Annotated in this window: 12 protein-coding genes; 8 read left to right on the top strand and 4 right to left on the bottom strand. The window is 48.3% G+C overall.

Features of this window, described 5'->3' with window-relative positions; all coding sequences use genetic code 11:
- Positions 1–20 precede the first annotated feature (20 nt).
- The 4 genes from pepA (at position 21) to BZG77_RS00480 (ending at position 5,683) form a co-directional block, all read left to right on the top strand.
- Positions 21–1,532, top strand: coding sequence for a leucyl aminopeptidase (gene pepA, locus BZG77_RS00495; protein ID WP_021022637.1), 1,512 nt, complete (start codon positions 21–23; stop codon positions 1,530–1,532).
- Between the two features lie 150 nt (positions 1,533–1,682).
- Positions 1,683–2,183 carry a DNA polymerase III subunit chi gene (locus BZG77_RS00490; protein WP_021022638.1) on the top strand — a complete coding sequence of 167 codons (501 nt, stop codon included), beginning with the start codon at positions 1,683–1,685 and terminating at the stop codon, positions 2,181–2,183.
- Positions 2,184–2,201: 18 nt separating this feature from the next.
- A complete protein-coding gene (locus BZG77_RS00485) occupies positions 2,202–5,060 on the top strand; it encodes a valine--tRNA ligase (protein ID WP_077645769.1) in 2,859 nt (952 codons plus the stop codon).
- Between the two features lie 239 nt (positions 5,061–5,299).
- Entirely contained in the window at positions 5,300–5,683 is a 384-nt protein-coding gene (locus tag BZG77_RS00480; protein ID WP_077645768.1) for a DUF2061 domain-containing protein, read from the top strand.
- A gap of 51 nt (positions 5,684–5,734) precedes the next feature.
- On the opposite strand, the gene rraB is transcribed toward BZG77_RS00480, so the two are convergent.
- On the bottom strand, positions 5,735–6,118 hold the full coding sequence (rraB, locus tag BZG77_RS00475; protein WP_021022642.1) for a ribonuclease E inhibitor RraB: 384 nt from the start codon (positions 6,116–6,118) through the stop codon (positions 5,735–5,737).
- Between the two features lie 327 nt (positions 6,119–6,445).
- Here rraB and arcA point away from each other — a divergent pair, with 327 nt between their 5' ends.
- From arcA to BZG77_RS00455, 4 genes are all read left to right on the top strand, one after another.
- On the top strand, positions 6,446–7,666 hold the full coding sequence (gene arcA, locus BZG77_RS00470) for an arginine deiminase (RefSeq protein WP_077645767.1): 1,221 nt from the start codon (positions 6,446–6,448) through the stop codon (positions 7,664–7,666).
- Between the two features lie 377 nt (positions 7,667–8,043).
- Positions 8,044–9,192, top strand: a complete 1,149-nt coding sequence (locus BZG77_RS00465; protein WP_077645766.1) for a DUF3103 family protein — start codon at positions 8,044–8,046, stop codon at positions 9,190–9,192.
- A 327-nt stretch (positions 9,193–9,519) separates the two neighbouring features.
- Entirely contained in the window at positions 9,520–9,663 is a 144-nt protein-coding gene (locus BZG77_RS14800) for a hypothetical protein (protein WP_158011396.1), read from the top strand.
- 635 nt (positions 9,664–10,298) lie between these two features.
- Positions 10,299–11,159 carry an endonuclease/exonuclease/phosphatase family protein gene (locus BZG77_RS00455; protein WP_077459880.1) on the top strand — a complete coding sequence of 287 codons (861 nt, stop codon included), beginning with the start codon at positions 10,299–10,301 and terminating at the stop codon, positions 11,157–11,159.
- A 353-nt stretch (positions 11,160–11,512) separates the two neighbouring features.
- Here the strand turns inward: BZG77_RS00455 and BZG77_RS00450 are convergent, their stop codons facing one another.
- The 3 genes from BZG77_RS00450 to BZG77_RS00435 all read right to left on the bottom strand — a co-directional run bounded on the left by BZG77_RS00450 (position 11,513) and on the right by BZG77_RS00435 (position 15,507).
- Positions 11,513–13,216: a hypothetical protein gene (locus BZG77_RS00450; protein ID WP_077459881.1), complete on the bottom strand. Its 1,704-nt coding sequence runs from the start codon at positions 13,214–13,216 to the stop codon at positions 11,513–11,515.
- A 720-nt stretch (positions 13,217–13,936) separates the two neighbouring features.
- Complete coding sequence (locus BZG77_RS00440; protein ID WP_077645763.1) at positions 13,937–14,785, bottom strand: hypothetical protein; 849 nt, start codon at positions 14,783–14,785, stop codon at positions 13,937–13,939.
- 350 nt (positions 14,786–15,135) lie between these two features.
- A complete protein-coding gene (locus tag BZG77_RS00435; RefSeq protein WP_077645762.1) occupies positions 15,136–15,507 on the bottom strand; it encodes a hypothetical protein in 372 nt (123 codons plus the stop codon).
- Positions 15,508–16,004 lie beyond the last annotated feature (497 nt).

The following is a 16,004-nucleotide window of genomic DNA, read 5'->3' as shown; positions in this document are numbered from 1 at the left end:
TTTAGGATCTAGGAGTACAAATGGAGTTCAGTGTAAAGAGCGGTAGCCCCGAAAAGCAACGCAGTGCCTGTATTGTCGTTGGCGTGTTTGAGCCTCGCCGCCTATCCCCCGTGGCCGAGCAACTCGACAAAATCAGCGACGGCTACATCAGCGCCCTGCTGCGCCGCGGTGATCTTGAAGGTAAACCCGGCCAAGTGCTCCTGCTACACCATGTTCCGAACGTGTTATCTGAGCGCGTATTACTGGTGGGTTGTGGTAAAGAGCGCGAGCTCGGCGAGCGCCAATACAAAGAAATCATCAAAAAAACCATCAACACCCTCAATGAAACCGGCTCGATGGAAGCGGTCTGCTTTTTAACCGAGCTACACGTTAAAGGCCGTGATACATACTGGAAGGTACGTCAAGCGGTTGAAAGCACCAAAGACAGCTTGTACACCTTTAACCAGTTTAAAAGTGTTAAGCCAGAAATTCGTCGCCCATTACGCAAAATGGTGTTCAACGTCCCAACGCGTCGTGAATTGAATCTGGGTGAGCGTGCCATCGCGCATGGCTTAGCGATCGCTTCTGGTGTGAATGCCTGTAAAGATTTGGGTAATATGCCACCGAACGTGGCGAACCCAGCCTATCTTGCCTCGCAAGCGCGCCGTTTAGCCGATGACTATGATGCGGTCACCACCCGTATTATCGGTGAAGAAGAAATGGACAAGCTGGGCATGCATTCCTATCTTGCGGTTGGCCGTGGCTCAAAAAATGAATCGATGATGTCGATCATGGAGTACAAGGGCAGCCCTGATCCAGAGGCAAAACCGATTGTGCTCGTCGGCAAAGGCCTCACCTTTGACTCGGGCGGTATTTCCATTAAGCCCGGTGCCGGTATGGATGAGATGAAGTACGACATGGGCGGTGCCGCATCGGTATTTGGGGTGATGCGTGCCTTGGCCGAGCTTAACCTACCTATCAATGTCGTGGGTGTGCTCGCCGGTTGTGAAAACATGCCAGACGGCCAAGCGTACCGTCCAGGTGACATCCTGACGACCATGTCAGGGCAAACGGTCGAGGTGCTCAATACCGACGCCGAAGGTCGCTTAGTACTTTGTGATGCCCTCACCTATGTAGAGCGTTATGAGCCAGAGTGTGTGATTGATGTGGCAACCCTCACCGGCGCGTGCATCATGGCACTGAGCCATCACATCAGCGCCCTGATTGCTAACCAGAACCCCTTGGCGCACGATATTATCAGCGCCTCAGAGCAAGCAGGTGATCGCGCATGGCGCTTGCCAATGACGGATGAGTTCCAAGAGCAACTCGATAGCCCCTTTGCCGATATGGCCAATATTGGTGGTAAAGGCGGTGGCACCATCACCGCGGGCTGCTTCTTGTCTCGGTTTGCCAAAAAGTACAACTGGGCACACTTAGACATCGCCGGGACTGCTTGGAAAAGCGGCGGCAAAGAAAAAGGTTCCACCGGCCGTCCCGTTCCTCTGCTGGTGCAATTTTTACTCAACCGCTCCGGGCTTGAATTGGAAGAGTAACCACGAACAGGAGGCCCACCGGCCTCCTTTTTTGTTGAAACTTTATCCGGCACTGGTGTCTGCACGCACAATCGGCTATGTTGATGGCTCCGCGCTACCCGGACACCCCGCTTTTGGGACGGAGGCCGTTTCTCACATTTAGGAGCGTATATGCCCACCGCCACCTTTTATCTTTTGTCGCCGCCCGAGCCGGCAGACGACAGCAACAGCCTGGGGCTGACACCTGAGCAGCAAGCGCGTGAACAACAAATACTGATAGACACCGCCATTGATTTGGCTTTTTACTACTATCAACAAGGGCAACGCATTTATCTGGCCGCACAAGACCAAGCCCAAGCGCATCAATTGGATGACGCTTTATGGCAACGTGACCCAGATACCTTCGTGCCCCATAATCTGGTCGGTGAAGGGCCGCGAGGCGGCGCACCGGTGGAAATAGGCTGGCCAGGTGTGCGCCATACCGGTCATCGCAGTGTGTTAATCAATTTGGCGACAGAGGCATCAAATTTTGCGCCTTCGTTTGCACAAGTGGTAGACTTCGTCCCTTGCGATGAGACGCTTAAACAGCACGCGCGTCACCGATATAAAGCATACCGACTGGCAGGCCTGCAACTTCATACCTTGGCCATCGACCAATCGCCCAACCCTTGACGATCTTTCAAGAGCGCTATGGAAAAGACATATAATCCACAATCAATTGAAAAAGCGCTGTATCAGCGCTGGGAAGAGGCGGGCTATTTCCGACCTCATGGTGATACCAGCAAAGATGCCTTTAGCATCATGATCCCACCTCCGAATGTAACCGGTAGCCTRCATATGGGCCACGCGTTTCAGGATACCATCATGGATACCCTGACCCGTGCCGCGCGCATGAAAGGTAAAAATACCCTTTGGCAAGTGGGCACCGACCACGCCGGTATTGCCACGCAGATGGTGGTGGAACGTAAGATCGCAGCCGAAGAAAACAAAACCAAGCACGACTACGGCCGTGACGCGTTTATTGACAAAATTTGGCAATGGAAAGGCGAATCCGGTGGTACCATTACCCAACAGCTGCGCCGCTTGGGTGCCTCTGTCGACTGGGATCGCGAACGTTTCACCATGGACGAAGGATTCTCCAATGCGGTAAAAGAAGTGTTTGTGCGCCTGCACAAAGAAGACTTGATTTATCGCGGCAAACGCTTGGTGAACTGGGATCCGAAACTGCACACGGCGATTTCGGACTTGGAAGTGGAAAACAAAGACAAGAAAGGCCACATGTGGCATTTCCGTTATCCACTGGCTGATGGTGCCAAAACCGCAGACGGTAAAGACTACATTGTCGTTGCCACCACCCGTCCAGAAACCATGCTGGGCGATACCGGTGTTGCGGTAAACCCAAACGATCCGCGCTACAAAGATCTGATTGGTCAGCACGTGTTGCTGCCAGTGGTGAATCGTCGTATCCCGATCGTGGGCGACGAACACGCCGACATGGAAAAAGGCACCGGGTGTGTAAAAATCACTCCCGCGCACGACTTTAATGACTACGAAGTCGGCCAGCGCCACCAGCTGCCAATGATCAACATTTTGACCCTGAACGCGGATATCCGCGAGCACGCAGAAGTGTTTGATCACAAAGGCCAGCCAAGCACCACCTACGCGAGCGACATTCCAGCCGCCTACCAAGGTTTGGAACGTTTTGCGGCGCGTAAAGCGATCGTCGCAGAATTTGACGCGCTCGGCTTGCTGGGTGAAATCAAAGATCACGATCTGACCGTCCCTTATGGCGATCGCGGTGGCGTGGTCATTGAGCCGATGCTGACCGACCAATGGTATGTGCGCACCGCGCCGCTCGCCGAGCCGGCTGTCAAAGCGGTAGAAGATGGCGACATTCAGTTTGTGCCCAAGCAATACGAAAACATGTACTTTGCGTGGATGCGCGATGTACAAGACTGGTGTATTTCGCGTCAGCTTTGGTGGGGTCACCGCATTCCTGCCTGGTATGACGACCAAGGCAACGTCTATGTGGGCCGCGATGAAGACGAAGTCCGTCGTGACAACCAGATTGGCGACGACGTCGCGCTGCGCCAAGACGAAGACGTGCTCGATACCTGGTTCTCATCGGCGCTTTGGACATTCGGCACCCTCGGCTGGCCAGAAAATACTGATGCACTGAAAACCTTCCATCCTACCGATGTATTGGTGTCAGGCTTCGATATTATCTTCTTCTGGGTGGCGCGCATGATCATGATGACCATGCACTTCATCAAAGATGAAAACGGCAAGCCACAAGTCCCGTTCAAAACCATCTACATGACCGGCCTGATTCGCGATGAAAGTGGCGCCAAGATGTCGAAGTCGAAAGGCAACGTGCTTGACCCACTCGACATGATTGACGGCATTGGCATTGATGATCTGGTTGCCAAACGCACCGGTAACATGATGCAGCCTAAGCTGGCTGAAAAAATCGAGAAGGCGACCCGCAAAACCTTCGAAAACGGCATCGATGCCCACGGCACCGATGCCTTGCGCTTTACCTTGGCGGCACTGGCCTCTACCGGCCGTGACATCAACTGGGACATGAAGCGCCTGGAAGGTTACCGCAACTTCTGTAACAAACTTTGGAACGCCAGCCGCTACGTGCTGATGAACACCGAAGAGCAAGATTGCGGCATGAACGGCGGCGAGATGACCTTCTCAAATGCCGATCAGTGGATCGAGTCTCAGTTCCAACAAGCGGCCAAAGACTTTAACACCCACCTCGACAACTACCGTCTCGATATGGCGGCGGGCGTCTTGTATGAGTTTATCTGGCATCAATTCTGCGATTGGTACTTGGAGCTGACCAAGCCGGTGCTGTGGAAAGGTGACGACGCACAACAGCGTGCCACCCGTTATACCTTGATCACCGTGCTGGAAAAAACCTTGCGTCTGGCGCACCCTGTGATCCCTTACATCACCGAAGCGATCTGGCAGAGCGTTAAACCGCTGGTAAACGGCGTGGAAGGCGACACCATTATGCAGCAGCCTCTGCCGCAATTTGATCAAAGCCACGTGAACACCCAAGCGTCAGAAGACATTGAGTGGGTGAAGCAGTTTATCGTCAGCATCCGTAACCTACGTGCTGAGTACGATATTGCGCCAAGCCAACCGCTTGACGTAATGCTAAAAGCCGCCGATTCACGTGATGCTGATCGTGCGAGCAGCAACAGCACCACCTTAAACGCACTGGCCAAACTGGGCAGTTTCAAGGTACTGGACGGCAGCGAAACGCTACCGGCCTGTGCGTCTGCCTTGGTTGGCAGCGCTGAGATCTTGATCCCAATGGCGGGCTTGATTGATAAAGATGCCGAACTGGCGCGTCTGGACAAAGAGATCGCCAAAATCGAAGGTGAGATCAAGCGTGTTGAAGGTAAGCTTGGCAATGAAGGCTTTGTCGCTAAAGCGCCCGAAGCCGTGGTAGCGAAAGAGCGTGAAAAGCTCGATGGCTATCGTGACACCTTAACCAAGCTCGGTGAGCAAAAGGTCACCATCGCTGCGTTATAGTTCATCGGTCTTACCGATACCCTGTGATAAGCCACGCCAATCGGCGTGGCTTTTTTTATGCCCAACACCAGCACACAATTGGCTTGGTCACTTTCTCAACGGTTGTTGTACCCAGCACTGATCGCCTTTGATAGCCCTTCTCTATCTAAAAGATAGTGAGAACCGTTTTTATTTGTCGACATGAACCGTACATACTGTCATTGTTGATTAAACGCGTGTTGCCGCGAAGGAGCTACACCATGAAAAAGACACTCAGTTTTGCCGCTATCCACTTTTCGATCGCCTTTACGGTCGCATATATGCTCACCGGCGATATCATTTTAGGTAGCTTAATTGCCATGACCGAGCCAACGGTCAACACGGGTGCCTTTTACCTTCATGAAAAAGTGTGGAAACTAAGCCGTCAAGCGCGTCCGGTGATTAAAACCGCCAGCTTTGCGGTGGTGCACTTTAACGTTGCCTTCTTAGTGGGCTATTTGATCAGTGGCGATTGGTTAGTCGGTGGTGCATTAGCGCTGGTTGAGCCAAGCATCAATACATTGGCTTACTTTTTCCATGAAAAAATCTGGCAGCGCCGTCATGGGGTAAAACCCGCGCCGGTGCACCTTGGCCACCACCACTAAATAAAAAGCCACGCTAACGTGGCTTTTTGAGGCTTACTGGTGCGAGTAAATTTACTCGCTTTCTGGGCTTTCTTCGTCTTCATCCGACTCGAAATAGGTGCCCCAGCCGTCGTAATCAATGTTGTGCTTGTCGGCCAACGCCACCAACTTTTCTACCTGCTCATCAATGCGTTCGGCATTCAAAGCGGTTTCCATGACCGCATCAAAGCAAACAATCGTGCCGCCCTCTTCCAGCTCGAGCTCTTCAGCCTCTGCTACCTCAAAGCCCATTTTAAAGGCCTCGACCGCCGCATCTTCCAGCGCCGCAAAGGTATCGGCACATAAATGGTGCTCAATGGTATATAACGCATCCGGATCACTACCGTCAGCGAGAAGCTCCTCGATAATCATGCGCGTTTCTTGGTGTTGTTGTTCAATCAGTTCAGCCTGTGACATAAGCGCGACTCCAGAAAATGAATACGGGCGCAATATGGCACGGTTTCGGCAAAAATGCCACGTTCGCTCACCGCGAAGCTGACGATAAAACCGCCAAGTTGATGAATTTTCTGTGACCTTACTAGTTTGGCGAGATTGTTAGTGATTTGTAACATTGACCTCCCCTCGGAAGGTTGTCATTATTCGACCATCCAAGGAGGACATGAGACACGCCCACCCTGTGCAAACGGCCCGCATTCCCACCTTATCGGTGAGCACACATCCCGGGTGTGCAAGGCGCTGTTTGTCTCATTGCCTGGCCCGTATTAAGGAAAAAGAGGACCTACCATGAGTGAGTTTTACGTTGGATCCGAAGTTGGGCAACTGAAGCGCGTTCTGCTTCATCGCCCTGAACGAGCGTTAAACCACCTAACGCCATCTAACTGCCACGATTTGTTGTTTGATGATGTTCTGGCGGTAGAGCGTGCCGGCGAAGAGCATGATATGTTCGCCCGCACACTCACGGATCAAGGCGTGCAGGTGCACCTACTGCACGACTTACTGGTTGAAACATTAGCCGAACCTGATGCCAAGCAATGGCTGCTCGACACCCAGCTCAACCAATACCGTCTTGGCTATCAATTTGCCAACGATGTGCGCGCCTACATGGCCGATATCGACCACAACACGCTCGCGGACATTCTGCTCGGTGGCTTAAGCTATATCGATTTACCCGTGCAATCATCCTCGATGATGCAAGCGATGCACGACAAAACCGACTTCGTGATTGAGCCGCTGCCCAACCATCTGTTTACCCGCGATACCTCCTGCTGGGTGTATGGCGGCGTCTCACTCAACCCAATGGCGAAATCTGCCCGCCAGCGAGAGACCAATCACTTGCGCGCCATTTACCGCTGGCATCCTGAGTTCGCGCAAAGCCAATTTGTCAATTACCTCGGTGATGAGGTCCGCGATTACGACAACGCCGCGATAGAAGGTGGCGATGTGCTGGTCATTGGCCGCGGCGCGGTGTTAATTGGCATGTCCGAGCGCACCACGCCTCAAGGGGTTGAGCAACTGGCACGTAGCCTGCTATTTAGTGGCCAAGCCAAAGAAGTGATTGCAGTACAACTGCCAAAAAACCGCTCGTGTATGCACCTTGATACCGTAATGACCCACATGGATATCCATACTTTCTCAGTCTACCCCACGGTGATGCGCCCTGATTTGCCTTGCTGGCGCTTAACCCGCAAAGGCGAAGACGGCCTTAACGTAGACGCGCAGTCTTGCTACCTCACCGCAATTGAAAAAGCGCTGGATGTCGGCCCGTTAAACATCATTACTACCGGCGGCGACAGCTATGCCGCCGAGCGTGAGCAATGGAACGACGCCAATAACGTGCTAACCGTACGTCCTGGCGTTGTCATTGGCTACGAAGGCAATACCTACACCAATGAAAAGTATGATAAAGCAGGTATCAAGGTGTTATCGGTGCCCGGTGATCAGCTCGGAAGAGGCCGTGGTGGCGCACGCTGCATGAGCTGCCCGCTTGAACGCGACGGTATCTAACTCTCGCCGATTTCAGTTTAGCCGCTGCCTTGCCAGCGGCTTTATTTTACCGTCTACTGTTGCGTTTAACCGCAACCCTCGTATTCACGCCCGCCAACCGGCCTTAACGCCGCATCGTCACGTCTTTATCATTATCAGGATGTTAATAAAAAACGGCCAAATGCTCGGTAAAGAGACCCCATCCCACTACCATGCTTTTTTATGAGTGAGCATTTACTCTAGTACCAGAAATGATTAACGTCGCAACAAGGTTACACGTTTTTTTATGAACGGTACTCTCACCCCTTCGCTTTACACATAGCGTGTTGGGGCAAAGACATCGCACTATACAAACGTTAGTCCGCTAACGTCAGTTGAAGTACACAAGAGGACATGCGATGAATAAGAAAATACTGATTTCGCTGCTATTGGTCGGCTTTACCCACGCTTTTACTCCCGCTTTTGCCGGCAATGCAGGTCACCGAGTGGTCACAGTCAAGCGCGACACCGCCAAACAACTCAGCCAAGACTATGCGCAAATTGCCCCAACGCTACAGCGCAATATTAATAGTTATGGCTTAAATGCTCCCTTGTCGGCACTGACACAGCCTCAAGCGCGTAGCTCACGCAGCAAACGCAGCCTGGATGCTCAGCTGCACAGCGCTGACCGTGCATTGCGTGAGGCGCAAGGCGTCGAAGACGTCGCCGACCAACTGCTCGAAGTACGCTTAGCCGACCCAAGCATGCTCGCGCGTTGGCAAGCCGGCCAAGCGCCTTTGTTTGCCTTTGAGCCGGCCGGTGATGAAAAAAGCTGGACCCAGATTGAGGCCTTTGACACTGAGGGCAACACCCACTGGCTAGACGTCTATCAAATGCCTGACCGCCCCGTGTTAGTGATTGATACGGACGGCAAAGCGGCATTAAAAGCCGGATTGGAAGTGATGCGTCGCACCTTGGCGGAGCAGAATCCAGCACCACGGATGCGTCGTAGTGCACGCATGATGGCACAAGCCCCAGCCCAACCCATTGACACCACAGTGCTAAAAACCATCCGTCTGGCCGACGATAAAGAACCGTGGATCTCCGGCGCGGCAGAAGTGTATGCCATTGTCACCGGCGTGAACCCCAGCCGCGATGAACCGACGCTCGACATTGTCGATATGCCGTATTTGGATTACGACAAAACCACCTATTACCCCAACCAAGTGATGATCCATTGGGATCGTTATCGCTGGGGCGCGGCAGACGTGATCTTAATGGAGCAAGACGACGGCACCAACTACAAAGAGCTGGCGCTGAAACTTAACGAGGTGGCGAGCGACATCCTAGCCGCGATCCCCGACTTGGAAGCGCAAGCCTATGGCGTGGTCACGCAAATCACCGGCAAAATCATCGAAGCCATCCCCGACGGCTGGCTGACCAACGATGATGACTTTGTTGATGTGTACTACACCCTGCTTAAAGGCCGTGCATACCCAGACCAATACGGCGCCGGCGGCAATGCCATGGCAACCTGGGAGCCACTGACCATTGAGCCGACTCAATAACACAGGCTTGGTTTCATTGAGTGAGATAAACAAAACGCAGCCGTGGGGCTGCGTTTTTTCACTGTGACTTTACTGCCCTGGATCTCTATTACTCGTTCCCACGCTCCTGCGTGGGAATGCATACGAGATTTGAACCATGAACTGAAATCGTTACAAAATCATCAAGCCGAACTTGTCGAGTTTGGTTGCTCTGATTCTGCTGAACGGATCTCTGTTCTCACACGATCTAACACCGTGGCCAATGTTAGTTCGCCACTACAATGACAAAATTTATACATCGATGGTGCCATTGGCGTAGGTGACACAAGCCCCGGTAAGATATCAACAATGATGCGCTATGCCACCTGGGCGCCTGTCACGTTTGGCGCCAATTTTATCCACGATGTCGGATGGCGCGCGGCGGAAATTACACCCAGCTTGCGCGATCGAGAAGGCGCTTATGCCGACCTACGCGATATTCAGGATTTTTGAATACAGAACGCTTCGCTTACAGAGTACAGAAGAGAGCAGATCGTGCTCGAATCGGGGCTCAGCTCTTTCTGTATTCGGTATTCCGTAATCCGTAATCCGTAATCCGTAATCCGTCAAATGATCCCATTGGCGTAGGTGACACAAGCCCCGGTAAGATGTCAACAATGATGCGCTATGCCACCTGGGCGCCAGTTGCACTGCGCCTGTTACGTTTGGCGCCAATTTTATCCACGATGTCGGATGGCGCGCGGCGGAAATCACACCCAGCTTGCGCGATCGAGAAGGCGCTTATGCCGACCTACGCGTACTTTAACGTCGGTGATGTCATTGGCGACGATTACTCGTTCCCACGCTCCCGCGTGGGAATGCATACGGAACTTAAGCCATCACCAGAGATCGTGACAAAATCATCAAGCCGAACTTGTCGAGTTTGGTTACCCTGATTCTGCTGAACGGATCTCTGTTCTTACACGCTCTAACACCGTGGCCAATGTTAGTGGGCCATTACACTTTACATGTAAGTGTGATCTAGATTGTTTATGTATCTTTTTATTGAGATATCTATCACAGCTTATCCTATATCTTTCTAAGATAATTCTCCTCGCGAAAAAACCACAAAGGCGAAGAAAATAACAATGAAATACAAACACCTACTGTTACCAATCTCTTTAATTGTATCAGCCACTGCATTTGCCGGAGGACATAGAGAACCTTATCAAGCCCAGACCGATTTGATTAACAAGACGTTTTCTGTGGAGGAAGCACCTACACTTCGTGTTGCGACATTCAATATGGCCGCAGGTCGAGTGTCTTCATTAACAGAAATCGCCAAAGCCATTAAGGCGTTGAATGTTGATATCGTTGCAATACAAGAAGTTGACGCACTGACAGCGCGTAGCGGCAGAGTAGACCAACCAAAGAAACTCGCTGAGCTTACTGGGCTTAATGTTGAATTTGGTAGGGCTATCGACTTTGAGGGTGGTCAGTACGGATTGGCTGTCGCGTCAAAACACCCTATTTTAAAAACCGCGATCACTGAACTGCCATCGGGTGAGCGTGAGCAGCGCATTGCCTTTGAGGCACATGTTGATGTCCCAGGGTTTGACGCGCCAATCACCATTTTTAATGCGCATTTAGACACAAAAGAAGATCCGACGATGCGTGTTGAGCAAGTGAGAGAATTAAACGATACCGCCATAGATTCTCGAGGTATCAAATTACTGCTCGGTGACATGAACGATGTACCACATTCTGCGACTTATCAGGAATTGAGCCGTTACTGGAATGTGGTTAACGATGAAGCGGTTGATTTTCGCTCTTGGCCCGCGAGTAATCCTGAGATCCAAGTCGATTATGTGATGACAGGAAAAGCCCAAAAATGGCATGTTGAAAACATCACGGTGCCGCAAAACAACATGTCGTATGGCGATATTAACTGGCCTGCAGTCACGGATCACCTGCCTATCATTGTTGAGATGAAGATGATTGAACAGTAACAATGCTGTGTGACGGTTGATATTAGGGCACTGTGATCAGTGCCTTTTTATATTCATGAAGAAAAAGAACGGGCCAATGGTTAACTCGGCAAATTTATCCTCTATTTACTCGTTCCCTCGCTCCTGCGTGGGAATGCATACGGAACTTAAGCCATCACCAGAGATCGTGACAAAATCATCAGGCCGCACTTGTCGAGTTTGGTTACTCTGATTCTGCTGAACGGATCTCTGTTCTTACACGCTCTAGCACCGTGGCCAAATTCACTATTCCACTACACAAGTCCAAAGATACTATTATTACGGCGATAGGAATAAGACTGTTGTCACCCAACCTTCTTATTGAACTAATACAACTAAGCCTCACCTGTCGTAATATTTCCAGATGCAAAGGTGAACTTTGATTTGTTCTGATCAAACACGTAAATAGCAACCAATGGAACTGCTGTTACTACAAGCCCTGACAAAATCGCGGTGGTCTGAGCATTGAATCGGTTCAGTAGTGGTACAGACGCAAGCCCTGTACTTATTACGCGACCGACGTACAAACCCACTACTGCTGAAGCGGTACTTGCCATGATGATATTTATAGATTTAAGCTTATTCTCATCATTACTAGACATAATTCGAACACAACGAATACAACTTAGAGTGCCCTCACGTATCAAGCCTAGAGCAAACGAAGGAAGTTTCGTAACCATTGAAATTAAGATCTGAGGAATGACACTTAACGCACCACTCACGCCAGCCTCTATCCCAAGAGTTTTAGCTTTAGCCCAAATCTGTCTTTCTTCGAAGCGTTGATTCAAACGTTGAGTCAACCGAACCTTAAGTTCCTTCACATTTTGAACCATACCCTTTTCATCAAATAGTTTGAATTCCTTGCAAAAGACTTTGATTTCATCCATAAAAATATCGATGGTTTCAACAACAATCATACCGACAACCTGCTGAACCGCCATCGTCGCACCACTCTTAACCGCGGTCATCCCAATTTCGACGGCTGCACTAGATTTATGCCTATTCAAAACCTTCTGAGCTTGTTCTAAAGCAGCATTACAGTCTTCTTCGTTTAATTCATACTGTTCACCCTGAATTTGCATGATACGAACACCTGGTTTATCTGGATGCGGAACTGAATTTTCTAGGAACTCACCAAGTGGTATATCTCTTTTTGAACGATTCACCGAAGAGTTTGTAAAGATTAAGTTACCAGAATCATTCATTGCATCTAGAAGTTCTTTATCCGTTGTACCGGCTTTCAACAAAGTCGAGCTATAAATATCCTTAGTTGCAATAACATGCTCGATATCCGCGTCATGCGGCTGGAGTGTGGCATCTTTATTATACCCATCTTCCAGAGGAGAAAACGTATCTTTTGCAGCAGCTCTTTGATCTTGCATAGAAGAAAAGTTCTCATGTGAATTTCTTAAATTATGCTCACCAATGCGCCCCCCAAACTCTTTGTAGTTTTCTGACAAGTTCTCATACTTAGTTTGAGAGTGGTCATCAATAGAATTAGCTGTCTGGTTTAAGAAGAACGAAGACATTGCCCTTTGAATGGCAATATTTCGGCATTGTTCAAAGATTTCTTCCGATGTTTTAACAGGAACAGGTAGGTTGCCTTGCAAATCTGAAACCATCCGCAAAGTATCTTTATCAACTTCAAAAGTACTTCTAGCCCATTGGTTTAGCTTGTCAGTACCAGTTTCCCAATATCTGATTGCATTAGCTTTTTGAGCATCCACATCTTTTAGTTCTTCCCAATCGATATTGTCGATTTTCTCTTTAGCCTGCTCGTAAGCTTCGGTAGCAGCTTCTTGTCCCCTTTGAGATAGATCAGTAGCCTTAGTTTTAACGCTTTCGGCAACTGCTGCTGAATCTAAGTCAGATGCAGCTTTTTTCACTCCTTCAGCAGCTTGGGCTGACTTCGCAGCTGTACTATCGTAGGCGTTTCTTCCGTACTCTTTGGTTTTATTCGTAATATCAGAAACATCAATATTGTTTACTTTTTCGTTGACTCCAGCCGCTGCGCTCTTAGCTTTATCTAACCATCCCATTTAAACGTACCTCCCCCCTAGTCTGAAACTTACTTTTTGAGTTTAATCTTGTATCATTAAGGATTAAAAGTTGTCACTACGAAACCGACAAAAACCACATCGTTAACGTAACGTATTGAAGTGAGGTCTTATCTACTCACTTCTTGGCTGCGCTCGCGCTGAAAAAAGTGCCAGACGCAGCGCCTACCTATGCGCATTCGAGCTATTTACTTAATAAAGCAACGGGCTTGTTCAACACCCAAATGAAGTGTCGGCTGCGCGACACTTATTCTTATTTGTTATGCGGCTTCATTTATGGAGATGGTCAATTTCATCATTAATATTCTTCTTTCGTAATTTATTAAGAAAGAAGTAGTTCGCTAGAATAACTCTAGAGACCGCATGCAATTGAAAAATTGTTAACGTAGAGACAATATAAAAACCGACTACTTTAAGTATCTGTACATTAAAACCAAAGAAAGCCATTCCTTTGAAAACAGGGTATGTGAATTGAATTATTAATATAGACATTAATACGAATGCCGATACCAGTACAATTTCAACAAGTTCTGATAAATAGTTGGAATCCTTTTTATTCTCTCTTAACTCTTTTTTAAAAGCATTATCGCTCGAAAAATCACCAAATGTTTTCCCTATAGCGCGCGGATAAATTATAGCTATCCACGCACCCCGCTGATATTACGAGTATAATAAAATATTTAATCATTTAACCCACCATCACTATTGAGTGCTTATCGGATTTTCCATCTCAGATAGAAGTTCCGCTCTCGATGACTGAATTGCTGCCAACATGTTTTCAACATTTATAACGTGCGCATCAAACCTAACCACATCCAAATTGTATTTAAAACTAACATTTATACCTTTAAGCATAACCCGCTTGCCAGTATTGTAAACAAAACCTACATTCTTAAGGTTTTCGTCTTCATTTTCGTAAAAATTAGCGATGATTCTTCTTAATTGAGACTCTGATGGTTCAAAAGCTATTTCATGTATAATATCTTTTGATTGTACAAAGACAGGTGCATTATTTAGTAGATTAGAAAAAACACGCTCAATTAATACCCGATCGTCTTCAGTTCCATACAGTAACGACTCTTTTTTAACAAACTTGCGTATCTTGGAAATATTAGCTAACAACTCAGCTTCTAACATATTGTTTTTCTTGATTTTTGATGAGAATCGAGGGTGAATTTTTTCGCAACCTTCTACAGCCTGACCATTCTCAGAAAAACCAATCACACAGTTGTCCTCATCAAAAACCCGATAAACTGATTTATTAGATAAGAAGCCGTTAATGTATCGGTCCAAACTCTGCTTTCCGTGAACGGAGTGATCAAATTTTATTGATGCAAAAACACTATGTTCAGGTGAAATCCAGAAGTAACTTGGAAAGCCAGGAATTGCACGCCCACTAAAACCCGTTTCAAGTATTTGAGTATCACCTGGCATTTGACTTGGGCTCATCCCATAAATCTTGCCATTATCGTTTTCGACTTCATTCCATAATGTTAGTAAGATATCGCCTGTTGTTTGACACTTAATTGAATCAACATAGAATGTTCGCATGATGTCATTGTCAGCATCATGCTGGTAAGTTGTTGTATTTTAGAGTTGTCTTCCATCAGAAGCCCATTGTGCTAACTTCTCAAAAGTATCGCCAATACCACCTAAAACTGGTAGCACTGCTCCAAACGTGTAATAGCCACACTTTTCAATATTATAAAAGGTGAATTTAGCTTCCAATGTACAACTCCAAATATTGTGTTCTTATCAAAGGTGAGAGATCTTTAATACCCACCTTGGGTGAGCGAGCCCATTTTAACAATAAAAGCTCTTAAAAACAGTGAACTAGTCTAATCTAAGAAAAATAAACAGCTAAGCGTCATTTGATAAAACTCAAGCACTTAACGCCGCGTTCACCGGCTTGTCCGGTTCAACGTCTTGTTATAAGCGCTGTCGATTTCGGAAGATATATCTTTCATGCCCTTACTTAGGCTAGAACTAATTGATCCTTGGGGGATATACCTATTCATAACCACATCCAGCTTTTTCGCTTCAGGGTGCCTCATCATCACATCAAGATACACTTTCAGTCTATCAGGCTTTGTTGTCGGCCGTTGAAGCTCCTTTTTAAACTTCTCTTGAAACCTAAAGATTTCGTCTTCGTCATCCCACTCATGCAACTCGCTGTACAAAATTCGAGCAAACCTGTTCTGAGTCCACCCTAGCTCTGCTAACAGCCCTTTTATTTGCAAAAAAAGCTCATGAGATTCCTGTTTTGTCCCCATTTGTCTTTTCCTAACCCCTAGCATTGTCAATGTCCCAGCGGGGACAATTTTTATTCAACTATGGAGACTACTATGTCCGAATCAATGTCAAAAGCCGCTGCTGCTCGAATTCAGTCAGCGACAGCTAAATCAAACGGTGGAGTCGTCCCGAAAGGTTCTTTTGCCGCAAGAGCGCAATCTGCAACAAGTCAACCTGGTTCAACTCGCCCACACAACGGTCCAAGCACAACCGGTAAGCCTTCTGGAGGCAAGCGAGGCAATAACCCTCCAAAGGGAAAGTAACTAATTGCAGCTAGTCAGGCTGCCTCTAAAACGAGTCAGAAACTCTGACTCGTTTTTCTGTGCCTCTTTGTAACTGATCACTTGCATTGTTTTTTCTAAGGCACATAGACAAATCTGAATTTTGTCAGCTTGGTGGTAAGAGCTCCTTGGTATGCGCGACGAGTTTACACAACTATCTACAAGTTCATATTCAACATTAAGTGGATATCGTTGAT

Source organism: Salinivibrio sp. IB643 (genome assembly GCF_001996105.1).
GTDB lineage: Bacteria > Pseudomonadota > Gammaproteobacteria > Enterobacterales > Vibrionaceae > Salinivibrio > Salinivibrio costicola.
This window is presented reverse-complemented; position numbering and strand designations above follow the sequence as displayed.